Origin of the sequence: Methyloceanibacter sp., assembly GCF_051306395.1 — a bacterium.
Taxonomy (GTDB): Bacteria; Pseudomonadota; Alphaproteobacteria; order Rhizobiales; family Methyloligellaceae; genus Methyloceanibacter.
Genome location: NZ_JBPPND010000165.1, coordinates 1 through 13709, shown reverse-complemented (window position 1 = coordinate 13709; position 13709 = coordinate 1). Strand labels below are relative to the sequence as shown.

Sequence of the window (13709 nt, the reverse complement as noted above, 5' to 3'; positions counted from 1 at the left end):
CCAGAAGAATCGTGCTCCTCACGAGGATGACGCGTCGGAGTCCAGGAGCGCAAGGAGATCTTCCTCGCGCGCATGCTGCGGAACGCGAACCGTGAAACCCAACGGCGCGACAGCCTCTGCTATCGCCTTCGACAAGCAATAGCAAACCAGATCCTTTGTCTCCGTTACCACACCGTGATGCTGCGCGAGCCTGGCGAAGGTCCTGGCGGTGCGCGGCGACAACAGCAGGACGCGAGAGATCTCCCCGCTCGCAAGATCGGCGACCACCGCGTCGGGCAGGATCTCAACCGGGTGCGAGCGGTAAAGCACGACACGGCGCAGCTCGAAGCCGTCTTCCTCGAGCGCGCCTTGCAGATCGAATGCGACCTTCTCGGCGCCGATATGCACGAGCGGGCCTTTTTCGGGATGCACCTCGCGGCGGATGATCGGCGGCAGCCCCGCGCCGGTGCCGGGGCCGATGGTGACTTCGCTGAAGCCGAACTGACGCCCGGCCCAGGCGGTCGCCTCGCCCACGGCGAAGAGCGGCAGCGCGGCCACCTCCTCGCGTTGCGGATGGTCGGCAAGCGCGCGCAGCGCGTTGCGGCTGGTGATGACGACGGCCTGCGCGCCGTCGAGATCCAGCGGAACGCCTTTCAAGAACTCGATCTCAAGGAGCGGGGCGAGCACGGGCTCGTAACCACGCGCTCGAAGCGCGTCCGCCTCGCCGCGTGCATCAGGCTCAGGCCTAGTTACAAGCACACGCATCAATCCCATCACGGCAGCTTTGCGAGAAAGTTCGTGCCCGCGCGTGCGAGCACATCTTCACCGGCTTTCCGGCCGAGCTCCTCGGCCCGCTCCGCCACGCCGGTCATTTCGACATCGTGCCATTCTGCGCCGCCTGGCGACAGGATCAAGCCGCGAAAGCGCACAGCGCCGCCATCGACTTCGGCGAGACCGGCAATCGGCGTGCGGCAAGAGCCGTCCAGTTCGGCGAGGAATGCGCGCTCGCAAGTCACCGCGGTTGCCGTTTGCGGATCGTTCAACCGCGCCAAGAGACGCTTCGTCTCCGCATCGTCCTCGCGGGCGACGACGGCGATGGCCCCTTGCGCGACCGCGGGCAGCATTTCATCGACGGGCAAGACCGAGGTGACCTTCGAGGACAGGCCGAGACGGTCGAGCCCGGCCATGGCAAGCAGCGTGGCATCGGCGACGCCCTCATCGAGCTTTCGCAACCGCGTCTCCACATTGCCACGGAAATCGATAACGCGCAGATCGGGCCGCAGGCGTTTGACCTGCGCGCCGCGTCTCAAGGATGATGTGCCAACGACCGCGCCGGGCGGAAGTTCCATGATAGAGGCCGCCGTGGGGCTCAAAAAGGCGTCGCGCACATCGGCGCGGGGCAATACTGCCGCCACGCACAGGCCCTCCGGGAGCACGGTCGGCAAGTCCTTCATGGAGTGCACCGCGAGCGCAACGCGGCCCGCGAGCAGCGCCTCGTCGATCTCCTTGGTGAAAAGCCCCTTGCCCCCGACATCGGCCAGCGGCCTGTCCTGGATGCGGTCGCCGGAGGTGGTGATGACGCTGAGATCGACGGCGCCGTCGTCCAGGCCATGCGCCTCGAGCAGTCGGCCGCGCACATGGTTCGCCTGCCACAGGGCTAGCGGACTGCCACGAGTGCCGATGGTCATCGAGGCCGGCAAGGCGGAACTCCTTGAGCTTCCAAGAAAAAGGGAGGCGCCCCGCATTAATGGACGGTTTCGCCTTCCCCTTCAATCTCCTCGCGAATCCGCCGTTGGACCGTATAGAACAGGGCCATGACAGAACGGCCCCTCACCGTGCTCGGAATCGAAACCAGTTGCGACGAAACCGCTGCGGCGGTCGTGCGCCGGGACGCCCAGGGGCGAGGGGAGATCCTGTCCAATGTGGTGCGCGCGCAGCTCGACCTCCATGCGGCCTATGGCGGCGTGGTGCCGGAAATCGCCGCCCGCGCCCATGTGGACCTGCTCGATCCGGCGATCAAACACGCGCTTGGGGAGGCCGGCCTGGACGTCGCAGAGCTCGACGGAATCGCCGCGGCGGCGGGACCCGGGCTGATCGGCGGGCTGATCGTCGGCGTGACGACGGGGAAAGCCATGGCGCTCGGGCTCGATAGGCCGTTCCTGGCCATCAATCATTTGGAGGCCCATGCGCTCAGCGCAGGTCTGACGGACGCCTTGCGGTTTCCCTATCTCCTGCTGCTTGTCTCCGGCGGACACACACAACTCCTGATTGTCAAGGAAGTGGGCGCTTATGAGCGCCTCGGCACCACGCTGGACGATGCGCTGGGCGAGGCCTTCGACAAGGCGGCGAAGCTGCTCGGCCTCGGTTATCCCGGCGGGCCCGAGGTGGAGGCGCGCGCCGCCCACGGGCAGGCCAGCATCAAGCTACCCCGCCCCATGATGGGGCGTCCCGAACCGCATTTCTCGTTCGCGGGGCTCAAGACGGCTCTGCGTCAGGAAGCCACGGCCCGGGCGCCGCTCAGCGATCAGGAGATCGCCGATCTCTGCGCGAGCTTCCAGGAAGCCGTGGCCGACGTGGTGCGCGATCGTACAGCGCGGGCGATGGACATCTACCAAGAGCGTCTAGGCGCGGACGCACCCCGCGCGCTCGTGGTGGCGGGCGGGGTCGCCGCCAATCAGCGGCTGCGCGCCGCTCTCGAAGAGGTCGCCGTGACGCGGGGCTTCCGCCTGGTGGTGCCGCCGCCGGCGCTCTGCACCGACAATGCCGCCATGATCGCCTGGGCGGGCGCGGAACGGTTGGCTCGCGGGCTCGTTGACGACATGGCGGCGCCGTCGCGGGCCAGATGGCCGTTGGACCCGGACGCGCCGCCCGCGCTCGGGGCCGGCGTGAAGGCTTGAAACCGTTTCGGTCCAGCGCCACGCGCAAAACTGCGCTATGAAACTTTGGGGGAGATCATGCAGCTTCAGTCGGTCGGCATTATCGGCGCGGGCGCGTGGGGTACGGCGCTTGCCACCGTGGCGCGGCGCGCCGGCCGCGACGTGCTGCTTTGGGCGCACGAGCCGGAGACCATTTCGGCCATCAACGACGCGCACCGGAACGAGGTGTTCCTGCCAGGGGTCGCGCTCGACCCGGCCATCGAGGCGACCGGCCGCTTCAACGAGGTCGCCACCTGCGACATGCTGCTGATGGTGACGCCTGCGCAGCACCTGCGCGCCATCGCGGGCGAACTCAAGCCTTACGTGCGCGAGGGCCAACCCTTCGTCATCTGCGCCAAGGGGATCGAGCAGGCGACCGGCAAGCTGATGTCGCAGATCGCCGCCGAGTTGTTGCCGGCCGCGGCCATCGCCGTGCTGTCGGGACCGAGCTTCGCCGCCGACGTGGCGCGCGGCCTGCCGGCCGCGGTGACTCTGGCCACGGGCGAAGAGGAACTGGGGCGCGAACTCTCGCATGCCCTGAGCTCGCCGCCCTTCCGAGGCTATTGGAGCGGCGACGTGCTCGGCGCGGAGATCGGCGGCGCGGTGAAGAACGTCTATGCCATTGCGGCGGGGATCGTCGTCGGCAAGGAACTCGGCGAAAGCGCGAAAGCCGGCCTCGTGACGCGGAGCTTTGCCGAGATGGCACGCTTCGCCGTCGCACTGGGCGGCAAGCTCGAGACGCTGATCGGGCTCTCGGGCCTCGGCGACTTGGTGCTCACCTGCGGCAGCCCGAAATCGCGCAACACGTCGCTCGGCGTGGCGCTGGGCGAAGGCATGAGCGCGGAAGATGCGCTGTCGGGGCGCCTCACGGTGACCGAGGGCGTGGCGACGGCGCGGGCCATGGTGGAGATCGCGCAGGTCCGCGGCATCGAACTCCCCATCGCCGAGGCCGTCCACGCGGTGATCACAGGCCAAACCTCGGTGGACGCGGCCATCGAAGCGCTGCTATCGCGCCCGCTCCGCTCGGAACTCTAAGCAGGCTCTTGCCGGGCATCCCCTCGCGCAATAGCTTCAGCGGCAATCAAAGGGGATGCCAACGATGCTGTTTGCGTTCATTTGCACCGACAAGCCGGACGGCCTGCCGATCCGCAAAAAAAAGCGTCCGGAACACCTCGCCTATCTGAAGAGCCTTGGAGACGCGCTCAAATTCGCCGGACCTTTCACGCAGGACGACGGCGAGACCATGAACGGCAGCCTGGTCGTGGTGGAAGCGGAGTCGCTCGAAGCCGCGCGCGGAATCGCGGATGGCGACCCCTTCGCCAAGGCCGGTATGTTTGCCACGGTCGAGATCAGGCCGTGGAAGTGGTCCATCAACAACCCCGACGAGGCCTAAGCGTCCATGGCCTACTGGCTGATGAAATCGGAGCCCGGGGCCTGGTCTTGGGAACAGCAGAAGAAAGAAGGCAGACAAGGCGCCGAGTGGGACGGCGTCCGCAACTACCAGGCACGGAATAATATGCGCGCCATGAAAAAGGGCGACCTCGCCTTCTTCTACCATTCGGTCGGTGAGAAGGCCTGCGTGGGCATCGTCAAGGTGGTGGCCGAAGCCCATCCCGATTCAACCGACGGCACGGGTCAGTGGGAGTGCGTGGACGTGGCGGCGGTCACGGATCTGCCGAAGCCCGTGACGCTCGCCGAGATCAAAACCACGCCGCAGCTCAAAGACATGGTGCTGGTCAACAACTCACGGCTGTCGGTGCAGCCGGTGACGGCGGGGGAATGGTGCAAAGTCTGCGCGCTCGGCGGCCTCAAAGATCCCCCAACAGCCTAGTGCCCCGGCGCCGCCGCTTGCGCTACAGTTGCGCTCGACCGTTTCGCAAGGGGGAAGACATGGCCATCAACTACATCGCTGTCGTCATCGCCACGCTCGCGGGCTTCGGCCTCGGCGCGGTCTGGTACATGGTGCTCGGACTGGCATGGATGCGCGCCCTCGGCAAGACCGAAGCTGAACTCAAGAAGGAGGACGGCGCAGGCAAGGTCCTGCCCTTCATCATCGCGCTGGTCGCATTGTTCGTCATGGCCTGGATGCTGGCGGGACTCATGGGTCACTTGGGCCAAGTCTCGGTCAGGGGCGGGGTTCTGGCCGGCTTCTTCGTCTGGGTCGGCTTCGTCATTACCACAATGGGCGTCAACCATGCCTTCAGCGGGGCCAAGCCTATGTTGACCTTGATCGACGGCGGCCACTGGCTCGCCGTGCTGCTCGTCATGGGCGCGGTGATCGGCGCCTTCGGCGTCTAGACGAAAGGATGATGAACAGGCGCTTCTCGCAAGGATGGCCGCGGGCCATAATGGCTGCAGAATGCACCAATAAGCACCGATAAGCGTGCGTTGCGTAGGGAGGAACGGGACACATGTCCGAGCACAAGACATACAAGGTCGAGACGGTGGCAGTCCCCGAGGAATGGATGGACCGCGCCTACATCGACAAGGCCCTGTACGAGAGGGGCTACAAGCAAAGCGTCGAGGATCCGGACACGTTCTGGGGCAAGGAAGCCAAGCGCCTCGACTGGATCAGGCCGTATACGCGCGTAAAGAACACGACGTTCGAATATCCGAACGTTTCCATCAAATGGTTCGAGGACGGCACACTCAACGTCTCGGCCAATTGCGTGGACCGGCATCTCGGCCAACGCGGCGACCAAACGGCCATCATCTGGGAGCCCGACGATCCCAACACGCCGGCGCGGCACATCACCTATCGCGAGCTCCACGAGAATGTCTGCCGCTTCGCCAATGTGCTCAAAGCGCAGGACGTGAAAAAGGGCGACCGGGTCACGATCTACCTGCCGATGATTCCGGAAGCCGCTTACGCCATGCTGGCCTGCGCGCGCATCGGCGCCGTCCATTCAATCGTGTTCGGCGGCTTCTCGCCGGACTCGCTCGCCGGCCGCATCGAGGACTGCAAATCCGCCTTTGTCATCACGGCAGACGAAGGCTGGCGCGGCGGACGCAAGATTCCGCTCAAAGCCAATGCCGACACGGCCATTACCAAGAGCGGCCATGTGGAGAAGGTGCTGGTGGTACGCCATACCGGCGGCAATGTTCCCTGGACCGAAGGCCGCGATGTGTGGCTCGACGAAGCGATGGCCAAGGCGGACGCCGAATGTCCGCCGGAAGAGATGAATGCCGAGGACCCGCTCTTCATCCTCTACACCTCGGGCTCGACGGGAAAACCCAAGGGAGTGCTGCATACCACCGGCGGTTATCTCGTCTTTGCCGCGATGACTCATCAATACGTTTTCGACTATCACGAGGGCGACATCTATTGGTGCACGGCGGATGTGGGCTGGGTTACGGGCCACAGCTATATCGTCTACGGGCCACTCGCCAACGGCGCGACGACGCTGATGTTCGAGGGCGTGCCGAACTACCCGGACGCGTCGCGTTTCTGGCAGGTGGTGGACAAGCACAAAGTCACCACCTTCTACACCGCGCCGACGGCCATCCGCGCGCTGATGGGCGCGGGCGACCAGCACGTAAAGAGCACGAGCCGCAAGTCGCTGAGACTGCTCGGTTCGGTCGGCGAGCCGATCAATCCCGAAGCCTGGGAGTGGTACTACCATGTGGTCGGCGAGACTCGCTGTCCGATCGTGGACACGTGGTGGCAGACCGAGACAGGCGGGATTCTCATCACGCCGCTGCCCGGCGCCACCGCGCTTAAGCCAGGCTCGGCGACGCTGCCCTTCTTCGGCGTGCAGCCGGCTTTGGTCGATACCGACGGGAAGACGCTCGAAGGCGAGGCGTCGGGCAATCTCGTCATCCTCGACGCCTGGCCCGGCATGATGCGCACGGTCTATGGCGACCATCAGCGCTTCGTGGAGACCTATTTCTCCGCCTATAAGGGCAAGTATTTCACCGGGGACGGCTGCCGCCGCGACGCGGACGGCTACTATTGGATCACGGGCCGAGTCGACGACGTGATCAATGTCTCGGGACACCGCATGGGCACGGCCGAGGTCGAATCCGCGCTCGTGGCCCATCCGAAGGTCTCCGAGGCCGCCGTGGTCGGCTATCCCCACGACATCAAGGGCCAGGGCATCTATTGCTACGTGACCTTGATGTCCGGCGAGGAAGGGGAAGACGCCCTGAAAAAAGAGCTGCGCGACTGGGTGCGCAACGAGATCGGGCCCATCGCGTCCCCCGACCTCATTCAGTTCGCACCGGGCTTACCCAAGACACGATCAGGCAAGATCATGCGGCGAATCTTGCGTAAGATCGCCGAGGACGAGTACGGCAATCTCGGCGACACTTCGACCTTGGCCGATCCCGGCGTGGTGTCGGATCTTGTCGAGAACCGCCAGAACCGAAGGCAGGCCTGAGCAGCGCGCCCCAAAGAGGGGCTTTGGGGGGACGTTAGATGTCGTGGCTGATGCGGATTCTGGTCGGGCTCGGGCTCGTGCTCGCGCTCGTTATCGTCATCGTGCTGGTGATCGGCAATATCGGCACGCGCGAGGAGACCACCCAGGCGATCTCCATGACCGTGGGCAATCGTACGGTGACGGTCGCCGGACACTACAAGGACATGACGCAGGAGTCGGTCGCCGACGGTATCAAGGTCATCGTCGACGGCCATGAGGTCCTCATCACCACCGACCAGCTCTCGGTCGACGGCAAGATGGAAACCTTGGAGCCGGACGAGGACGTGACGGTCTACGTGACCAACGACGGCAACGTCCAAGTGAAGGTGGTTCCGCAAAGCGAAGGGGCCTCCGAGGAGGCCCCTAGCTAAACCGTCTGTCCGCCGTTACGGCCTAGCCCGCCATCACCTTGGTGAAGTAGGCAAGCAGCGCGTTCCACGCATCCTTGGTGTCCCGGTCGAACGCCTTGTCGAGCGAGCGCTCCAGCGTCCACACCAGCGCGCGCGACATGGTGCGGTAATGGCGCGTGCGGATGCCCATCTGGCGGTGACGCGCGCCGAGCAACTTCAGGGTCGGCGCCAGGCCGTCCTCGTGGCCGAGCGAGATCATGGCGAGCTTGGCGCCGGCGGCAAATTTCTTGGCCTGTATCTCGACCGGGCCTGTGAACTTCTTGCGCAGGCTCGGATCGAGCCGGAACAGCTTCAGGAAAAAGAGCTGGGCGACGAGATCGAGCGCCGGCTCGATGCGCAGAAAGCTCAAGCGAATCAGACGCTTCTGCTCTGCTGAGAGATGTGTCTCGCCGGACGGGGCGGCTGCTGCGCGCCGGCGCGTCCTTTTCTTCGGGGCATCAAGGGTCGATTGCAGTGCGGCTGGCATGATCGGCTACTCCTCGAACTGTCGTTGCCGGCCAGAATGGGGCAAGTCCGATTGACGAACCGTTAAGGTAAGCGCGGCCTTAAAGCTTCTAGGTGCAAGCGGGTCCGGGATAGGATTTTCCCTGCCGCGCCAAGCTCTTGCGCTCAGCCACAACGCTTCCAACATATGGAAGGCGGCGCATTTGCCCGCCTTTTTGGAGGCCTAGAGGTCCAATGAGCTATTTCCGCACCGCCATTCTCCTCGCGGCGATGACCGCGCTGTTCATGGGAATCGGGTTCCTGATCGGCGGCCAGACCGGCATGATCATCGCTCTTCTGATTGCGGGCGGCATGAACCTCTGGGCCTATTGGAACTCCGACAAGATGGTCTTGCGCATGTACGGCGCGCGCGAAGTGGACGCAGCGGCGGCGCCCGAGCTCTACGACATGGTGCGCCAGCTCGCGGACAATGCGGGCCTGCCCATGCCCAAGGTCTACATCATGGAGAACCCGCAGCCGAATGCGTTCGCCACGGGCCGCAACCCGGAGAACGCGGCGGTCGCCGTGACCACCGGTCTGATACAGACCGTGAACAGGGATGAGCTTGCGGGCGTGATCGCGCATGAGTTGGCGCATATCCGCCATCACGACACCCTGCTCATGACCATCACCGCGACCATCGCCGGCGCTATCTCTATGCTCGCCAACTTCGCCATGTTCACCGGCGGCAGCCGTGACAATGGCGGCATAGGCGTCATCGGGTCGATCGCGCTGATGATCCTCGGCCCGCTGGCGGCGGGCCTGGTGCAGATGGCCATCAGCCGCACGCGCGAATACGAGGCCGACCGCGGCGGTGCGGAGATCGGCGGGCAGCCTTTATCGCTCGCCTCCGCGCTTCAGAAGATCGCCGGCGCCGCGCACCGCATCCCCAACATGGCTGCGGAGCGCAACCCGGCCTCGGCGCATCTCTTCATCATCAACCCGCTGTCGGGCATGCGCGTCGACAAGCTGTTCTCCACGCATCCTGCCGTCGAGGATCGTGTGGCGCGGCTCGTGGCCCTGTCCAAGGAGATGGGCGGAGCTCAGCCCGCGTCGCAGATGACCGCCGAGCCCACGGGCCCTTGGTCGGGCAGCCAATCCCGCGCCTCCCGCGGACCTTGGGGCTAGGGCCTCGGCATCCCTCCTGCTAAAGCCATGACCATGACTGCATCCAAACCTGCGCCCGAGGCGCCATCGCGCACGCGCGACCACCAAGTGGGACTGCCCGCAAGGCGCGCCGCCGCCAACCTGCTGAACGCCGTTTTGCAAAAGAAACAGCCCCTCGACGACGTCCTCGGGCGGGCGCAGGACGGTGGTTATATGTTCGATCTTCCCGCGCGGGATCGTGCTTTGGCGCGCGCTATTGTCGGTACATCATTGCGCCGCCGCGGGCAGATCGACGCCGTCTTGAATAATTTCCTGGAACGGGGATTACCGGCCAAGGCCGGCACGCTTTATCCGATCCTGCTGTCCGGAGCGGCGCAGCTTCTTTTGATGAATGTCCCGCCGCATGCGGCCATCGATCTTGCCGTGCGGCTCGCCCAATGGGACCCGCGGGCGAAACGCTACGACAAGCTGGTGAACGCCGTACTCCGCCGGGTGGCCGACAAGGGCGAGGGGATCGCCGCCGGGCTGGACCCGGCGCGGGCCAACACGCCGGACTGGCTGTGGGACCGCTGGGTCCGGGCCTGGGGCGAGGCGCGCGCACACCAGATCGCCGCCAGTCATCTCGTGGAAGCCCCCCGCGATCTCACGGTGAAATCCGATCCTGAAGGCTGGGCCGAACGGCTGGAGGGACGCGTTCTGCCTTCAGGCAGCGTGCGGCTCCTGCCCAAGGGCCGCATCGAGGAGTTCCCCGGATTTTCCGATGGCGAATGGTGGGTGCAGGACGTGGCCGCCGCGCTCCCGGCCAGGATGCTCGGCGACGTCGCGGGGAAACGCGTGGCCGATCTGTGCGCGGCGCCCGGCGGCAAGACCGCGCAGCTCCTGCTCGCCGGGGCCGACGTGGTCGCGGTCGATAACTCCGCAACGCGGCTCAAGCTGCTCAACGAGAACCTCAAGCGCCTGGGACTTGCCGCCGAGACGGTTCAGGCCGACGCCGCCACCTGGCAGCCTGAGGAGCGCTTCGACGCCATCCTGCTCGATGCGCCCTGCTCCTCCACCGGCACCATCCGCCGTCACCCGGACATTCCCTATCTCAAGTCGGACAAGGACATCGCCGAGCTCGCCGGCCTCCAGGCGCGGCTTCTCGACAACGCCGTCAGCCTGCTCAAGCCCGGCGGCCGGCTCGTCTATTCCACCTGCTCGCTGGAGCCCGAGGAGGGCGAGGCCCAGGTCGCCGCGCTCATGGCCCGAAATCCGGCCATCCGCATCCATCCCTTGCGCCCGGACGAGCCCTTCGGGGACACGGAGTGGGCCAAAGCGAGCGGAATCTTGCGGACCTTTCCCTTCCAACTTCAGCTCGATTCGCCCGAATGGAGCGGCATGGACGGCTTTTTCGCGGCGCGCCTGACGCGCGAGGGTTAACGAAACAGCGTATGCCACTTGCCCCTGAGGGCCGCGTGCAAGAAAATGGTCTCCTCTAGAGTTCCAGGGCGGCGGGGGAGCTCTGCGCTACGAGTATCGAGCGCGGGCGGGCGTGGAGAATGACCGAAATGGCTGGTGACCAGGCCTTCGAGCGCGGCTCTCGCGTTCAAGAGGTACCCCTTGGCGGGCCGAGTCCCTTCCGGCGCCTGATGCTCTCCAGCATGGCAAGCTTCAGCTATCCCGGCTCCCAAGCCGAGCAACTTCTCCTGGCGCCCCAAGAGCTTAGGACGGCCGATCCGAGCTTCGCCACCGAGGTCTATAACGGCCATTTCGGACTTGCGGGCAAGCTCGCCGAGCTTGGCGCGGAGTCGCCTTTCGAGATCCGGCCGCCATCGGCCAACTGGGCGCGCGAGCTTTACGGCTTTGGCTGGCTGCGCCATTTGCGCGCCGCCGACAGCGAGCTTTCTCGCGAGCAGGCCAAGGCGCTGGTCCACGATTTCATCCGCCTGCGCCGCCAGATCCACGGGCTCGCTTGGCAGCCCGAGATCGTCGGCCGCCGGGTGATCTCCTGGCTGTCCAACTCGGTGCTGATCCTCGATGCGGGCGAGCCGCAAGCCTACGAGGCCTTCTTGAAGGCGCTCACCACGCAGCTCCGCTATTTGTCGGCGAGCTACCGCGATACGCCGGACGGTGTGCCGCGGCTTCTCACTCTCACGGCGCTGCTCTACGCAGGCCTGTGCATCGCCGACCAGCAGGCGGTTGTCGACCGCTACACCAAGCCGTTCTGCCGGGAGCTCAATCGGCAAATCCTGCCCGACGGCGGGCACATCTCGCGGAACCCGGAGGCGCTGATCGAGCTTCTGCTGGATCTGCTCCCCTTACGTCAGTGCTTCGTGGCGCGCGACCGCACGCCGCCCAAAGAGCTCACCGACGCCATCGACCGCATCATGCCGATGCTGCGCTTCTTCCGGCTTGGCGACGGCACCATGGCGCGCTTCAACGGCGCAGGCCCGACGCCCACCGACGCGCTCGCCACCGTGCTCGCCTATGACGACATCGAAGGCGCGCCGGTGCGCACCGCCGCCAATTCCGGCTATGTGCGGGTCGAGGCCGGCACCACGCTGATCATCTGCGACCTCGGGCCGCCGCCGGTGACCTCGCTCACCACCAGAGCGCATGCCGGGTTCATGTCCTTCGAGATGAGCTCGAACGAAGCGCCCGTGATCATCAATTGCGGCGCGCCCTCGCCCGACCACGACGACTGGCGGCTGTTCGCGCGCACCACCCCGGCCCATTCCACGCTCAGCCTCGAGGAAGATTCGCTCGCGGAGTTCTCGGGCATGGCCAACGGCGCCGAGCCGCCGGCGGACGCCACGCTTTCGGGGCCGCTCAATCCGCAAGGCGCGTTCTCCGATCAAGGCGACAATCTGCGCATCAAGGGCTCCCACGACGGCTATATGGGCCGCTACGGCGTTAGCCATTCGCGGCAGATCCTGATCGCGCCGTCGGGCAATCTGATTTCGAGCGAGGACAAGCTCACGACCCGCGGACTGAAGAGCCCGGAAGGGCTGATCGCTGGGTCCTACGCCATCCGCTTCCATCTGCATCCGAGCGTAAAAGCGCAGATTGTCGGCGACGGCACCGCGGCGACCCTGATCCTGCGCAACGGCGAGACCTGGCGGCTCAGCTCCAACGCCGAGGAGATGGCCATCGAGGAGAGCGTGCTGCTCGCCGATCCACGCGGGCCGCAAGCCACCTCGCAAGTCGTGCTGAGCGGCATGATGGGCGAGGCCCGCGAGGTCCGCATCGTGTGGAACCTCGAAAAGACCGGCGAGGAAGCCGAACCCCAGCCGCTCGTCGATCCCAACGACGACACTGTCTCTGAAGCTTAAGGGCAGACTCGGCTATCCACTTCCTCGTCATGTCCGGTCATGACGCATTTATGTCCTGGCCGCTTTATGTATTGTCGGCACCTGAGGCTTGAGGCTGTCCCGCCATGGAAACTCAAAAGATCACCCGGGCGCTGCTTTCGGTCAGCGACAAGACGGGCCTTGTGGATTTCGCCAAAGCGCTTGCGACGCGCGGCGTCGTCCTGGTCTCGACCGGCGGCACCGCCAAGGCGCTTCGTGACGCCGGGCTCGACGTCATCGACGTGGCGGAGGTGACCGGCAGCCCCGAGATGATGGATGGGCGGGTCAAGACGCTGCACCCGAAAATTCACGGCGGACTGCTGGCGGCGCGCGGCAACGCCGAGCACGAAGCGGCGCTTGAACAGCACGGCATCCCAGCCATCGACCTGCTCGTGGTCAATCTCTACCCGTTCGAGGCGACCGTGCGCGCGGGCGGCGATTTCGACACCTGCATCGAGAATATCGATATCGGCGGGCCGGCCATGATCCGCGCCGCGGCGAAGAACCACGCGGGCGTCGCCGTGGTCGTGGACCCGGCAGACTATGCGCACGTGCTGAACGAGATCGACCGCCATGACGGGACCACGCCGGCCTTGCGCCAGGAACTCGCAGCGAAAGCCTTCGCCCATACGGGCGCCTATGACGGGGCCATCGCCACCTGGTTTGCCGGCGAGCTCGACGAGCGCACGCCGGAGAAACGCGTGATCGCCGGGACGCTGGAATACGCGCTGCGCTATGGCGAGAACCCGCATCAATGGGCCGCCTTCTATCGCACCGCGGAGCAGCGCCCGGGCGTGGCATCCGCCGTCCAGGTGCAAGGCAAGGAACTCTCCTACAACAACCTCAACGACACCGACGCGGCCTACGAGCTTGTCGCTGAGTTCGATCCCAAGCAGTCGGCGGCCGTCGCCATCATCAAGCACGCTAACCCCTGCGGCGTGGCCATCGCGCCGACGCTTGCCGAAGCGTACGAGAAGGCGCTGGCTTGCGACTCCGTGAGCGCCTTCGGCGGCATCGTTGCGCTCAACCGCGACCTCGATGCGGACGTGGCGAGCGAGATCGTCAAGG

Annotated in this window: 14 protein-coding genes; 11 read left to right on the top strand and 3 right to left on the bottom strand. The window is 65.7% G+C overall.

All coding sequences use genetic code 11. The annotated features are described in order from the left end of the window. Positions 1-18: 18 nt before the first annotated feature. Both ACSLE4_RS08460 and hemC read right to left on the bottom strand, forming a co-directional pair. The gene (locus tag ACSLE4_RS08460) at positions 19-753 is read right to left on the bottom strand and encodes a uroporphyrinogen-III synthase (RefSeq protein ID WP_435904023.1); all 735 of its coding nucleotides are present in this window, start codon (positions 751-753) and stop codon (positions 19-21) included. Continuing rightward, positions 753-1667 (bottom strand): hydroxymethylbilane synthase, encoded by a 915-nt coding sequence (gene hemC, locus ACSLE4_RS08455; protein ID WP_435904058.1) that lies wholly within the window; start codon positions 1665-1667, stop codon positions 753-755. The genes ACSLE4_RS08460 and hemC overlap by 1 nt, the downstream gene beginning before the upstream one ends. 147 nt (positions 1668-1814) lie before the next feature. Between hemC and tsaD the strand changes: the two genes are divergently transcribed. The 7 genes from tsaD (at position 1815) to ACSLE4_RS08420 (ending at position 7683) form a co-directional block, all read left to right on the top strand. Continuing rightward, complete coding sequence (gene tsaD / locus ACSLE4_RS08450; protein WP_435904057.1) at positions 1815-2876, top strand: tRNA (adenosine(37)-N6)-threonylcarbamoyltransferase complex transferase subunit TsaD; 1062 nt, start codon at positions 1815-1817, stop codon at positions 2874-2876. Between the two features lie 57 nt (positions 2877-2933). Further along, positions 2934-3929, top strand: coding sequence for an NAD(P)H-dependent glycerol-3-phosphate dehydrogenase (locus ACSLE4_RS08445; RefSeq protein ID WP_435904022.1), 996 nt, complete (start codon positions 2934-2936; stop codon positions 3927-3929). A gap of 64 nt (positions 3930-3993) precedes the next feature. Continuing rightward, positions 3994-4287, top strand: coding sequence for a YciI family protein (locus ACSLE4_RS08440; RefSeq protein WP_435904021.1), 294 nt, complete (start codon positions 3994-3996; stop codon positions 4285-4287). A gap of 6 nt (positions 4288-4293) precedes the next feature. Next, the gene (locus ACSLE4_RS08435; RefSeq protein ID WP_435904020.1) at positions 4294-4725 is read left to right on the top strand and encodes an EVE domain-containing protein; all 432 of its coding nucleotides are present in this window, start codon (positions 4294-4296) and stop codon (positions 4723-4725) included. A gap of 59 nt (positions 4726-4784) precedes the next feature. Then, a complete protein-coding gene (locus tag ACSLE4_RS08430) occupies positions 4785-5192 on the top strand; it encodes a DUF1761 domain-containing protein (protein ID WP_435904019.1) in 408 nt (135 codons plus the stop codon). Between the two features lie 113 nt (positions 5193-5305). Beyond that, on the top strand, positions 5306-7273 hold the full coding sequence (acs, locus tag ACSLE4_RS08425) for an acetate--CoA ligase (RefSeq protein ID WP_435904018.1): 1968 nt from the start codon (positions 5306-5308) through the stop codon (positions 7271-7273). A 38-nt stretch (positions 7274-7311) separates the two neighbouring features. Beyond that, a complete protein-coding gene (locus ACSLE4_RS08420) occupies positions 7312-7683 on the top strand; it encodes a hypothetical protein (protein WP_435904017.1) in 372 nt (123 codons plus the stop codon). Positions 7684-7705: 22 nt separating this feature from the next. On the opposite strand, the gene ACSLE4_RS08415 is transcribed toward ACSLE4_RS08420, so the two are convergent. Then, the gene (locus tag ACSLE4_RS08415; protein ID WP_435904016.1) at positions 7706-8188 is read right to left on the bottom strand and encodes a globin domain-containing protein; all 483 of its coding nucleotides are present in this window, start codon (positions 8186-8188) and stop codon (positions 7706-7708) included. A 212-nt stretch (positions 8189-8400) separates the two neighbouring features. Here ACSLE4_RS08415 and htpX point away from each other — a divergent pair, with 212 nt between their 5' ends. From htpX to purH, 4 genes are all read left to right on the top strand, one after another. Continuing rightward, a complete protein-coding gene (gene htpX / locus ACSLE4_RS08410; RefSeq protein ID WP_435904015.1) occupies positions 8401-9333 on the top strand; it encodes a zinc metalloprotease HtpX in 933 nt (310 codons plus the stop codon). A gap of 33 nt (positions 9334-9366) precedes the next feature. After that, entirely contained in the window at positions 9367-10731 is a 1365-nt protein-coding gene (gene rsmB, locus ACSLE4_RS08405) for a 16S rRNA (cytosine(967)-C(5))-methyltransferase RsmB (RefSeq protein WP_435904014.1), read from the top strand. Positions 10732-10859: 128 nt separating this feature from the next. Next, entirely contained in the window at positions 10860-12623 is a 1764-nt protein-coding gene (locus tag ACSLE4_RS08400; RefSeq protein ID WP_435904013.1) for a heparinase II/III family protein, read from the top strand. 104 nt (positions 12624-12727) lie between these two features. Continuing rightward, positions 12728-13709 (top strand): bifunctional phosphoribosylaminoimidazolecarboxamide formyltransferase/IMP cyclohydrolase (purH, locus tag ACSLE4_RS08395; protein ID WP_435904012.1); only part of this gene is annotated, 982 nt, incomplete at its 3' end.

Coding starts and splice junctions, on each gene's coding strand:
- ACSLE4_RS08460 (WP_435904023.1), bottom strand. CDS start 753: ATGGGATTGATGCGTGTGCTTGTAACTAGGCCTGAGCCTGATGCACGC.
- hemC (WP_435904058.1), bottom strand. CDS start 1,667: ATGACCATCGGCACTCGTGGCAGTCCGCTAGCCCTGTGGCAGGCGAAC.
- ACSLE4_RS08445 (WP_435904022.1), top strand. CDS start 2,934: ATGCAGCTTCAGTCGGTCGGCATTATCGGCGCGGGCGCGTGGGGTACG.
- ACSLE4_RS08440 (WP_435904021.1), top strand. CDS start 3,994: ATGCTGTTTGCGTTCATTTGCACCGACAAGCCGGACGGCCTGCCGATC.
- ACSLE4_RS08435 (WP_435904020.1), top strand. CDS start 4,294: ATGGCCTACTGGCTGATGAAATCGGAGCCCGGGGCCTGGTCTTGGGAA.
- ACSLE4_RS08430 (WP_435904019.1), top strand. CDS start 4,785: ATGGCCATCAACTACATCGCTGTCGTCATCGCCACGCTCGCGGGCTTC.
- acs (WP_435904018.1), top strand. CDS start 5,306: ATGTCCGAGCACAAGACATACAAGGTCGAGACGGTGGCAGTCCCCGAG.
- ACSLE4_RS08420 (WP_435904017.1), top strand. CDS start 7,312: ATGTCGTGGCTGATGCGGATTCTGGTCGGGCTCGGGCTCGTGCTCGCG.
- ACSLE4_RS08415 (WP_435904016.1), bottom strand. CDS start 8,188: ATGCCAGCCGCACTGCAATCGACCCTTGATGCCCCGAAGAAAAGGACG.
- htpX (WP_435904015.1), top strand. CDS start 8,401: ATGAGCTATTTCCGCACCGCCATTCTCCTCGCGGCGATGACCGCGCTG.
- rsmB (WP_435904014.1), top strand. CDS start 9,367: ATGACTGCATCCAAACCTGCGCCCGAGGCGCCATCGCGCACGCGCGAC.
- ACSLE4_RS08400 (WP_435904013.1), top strand. CDS start 10,860: ATGGCTGGTGACCAGGCCTTCGAGCGCGGCTCTCGCGTTCAAGAGGTA.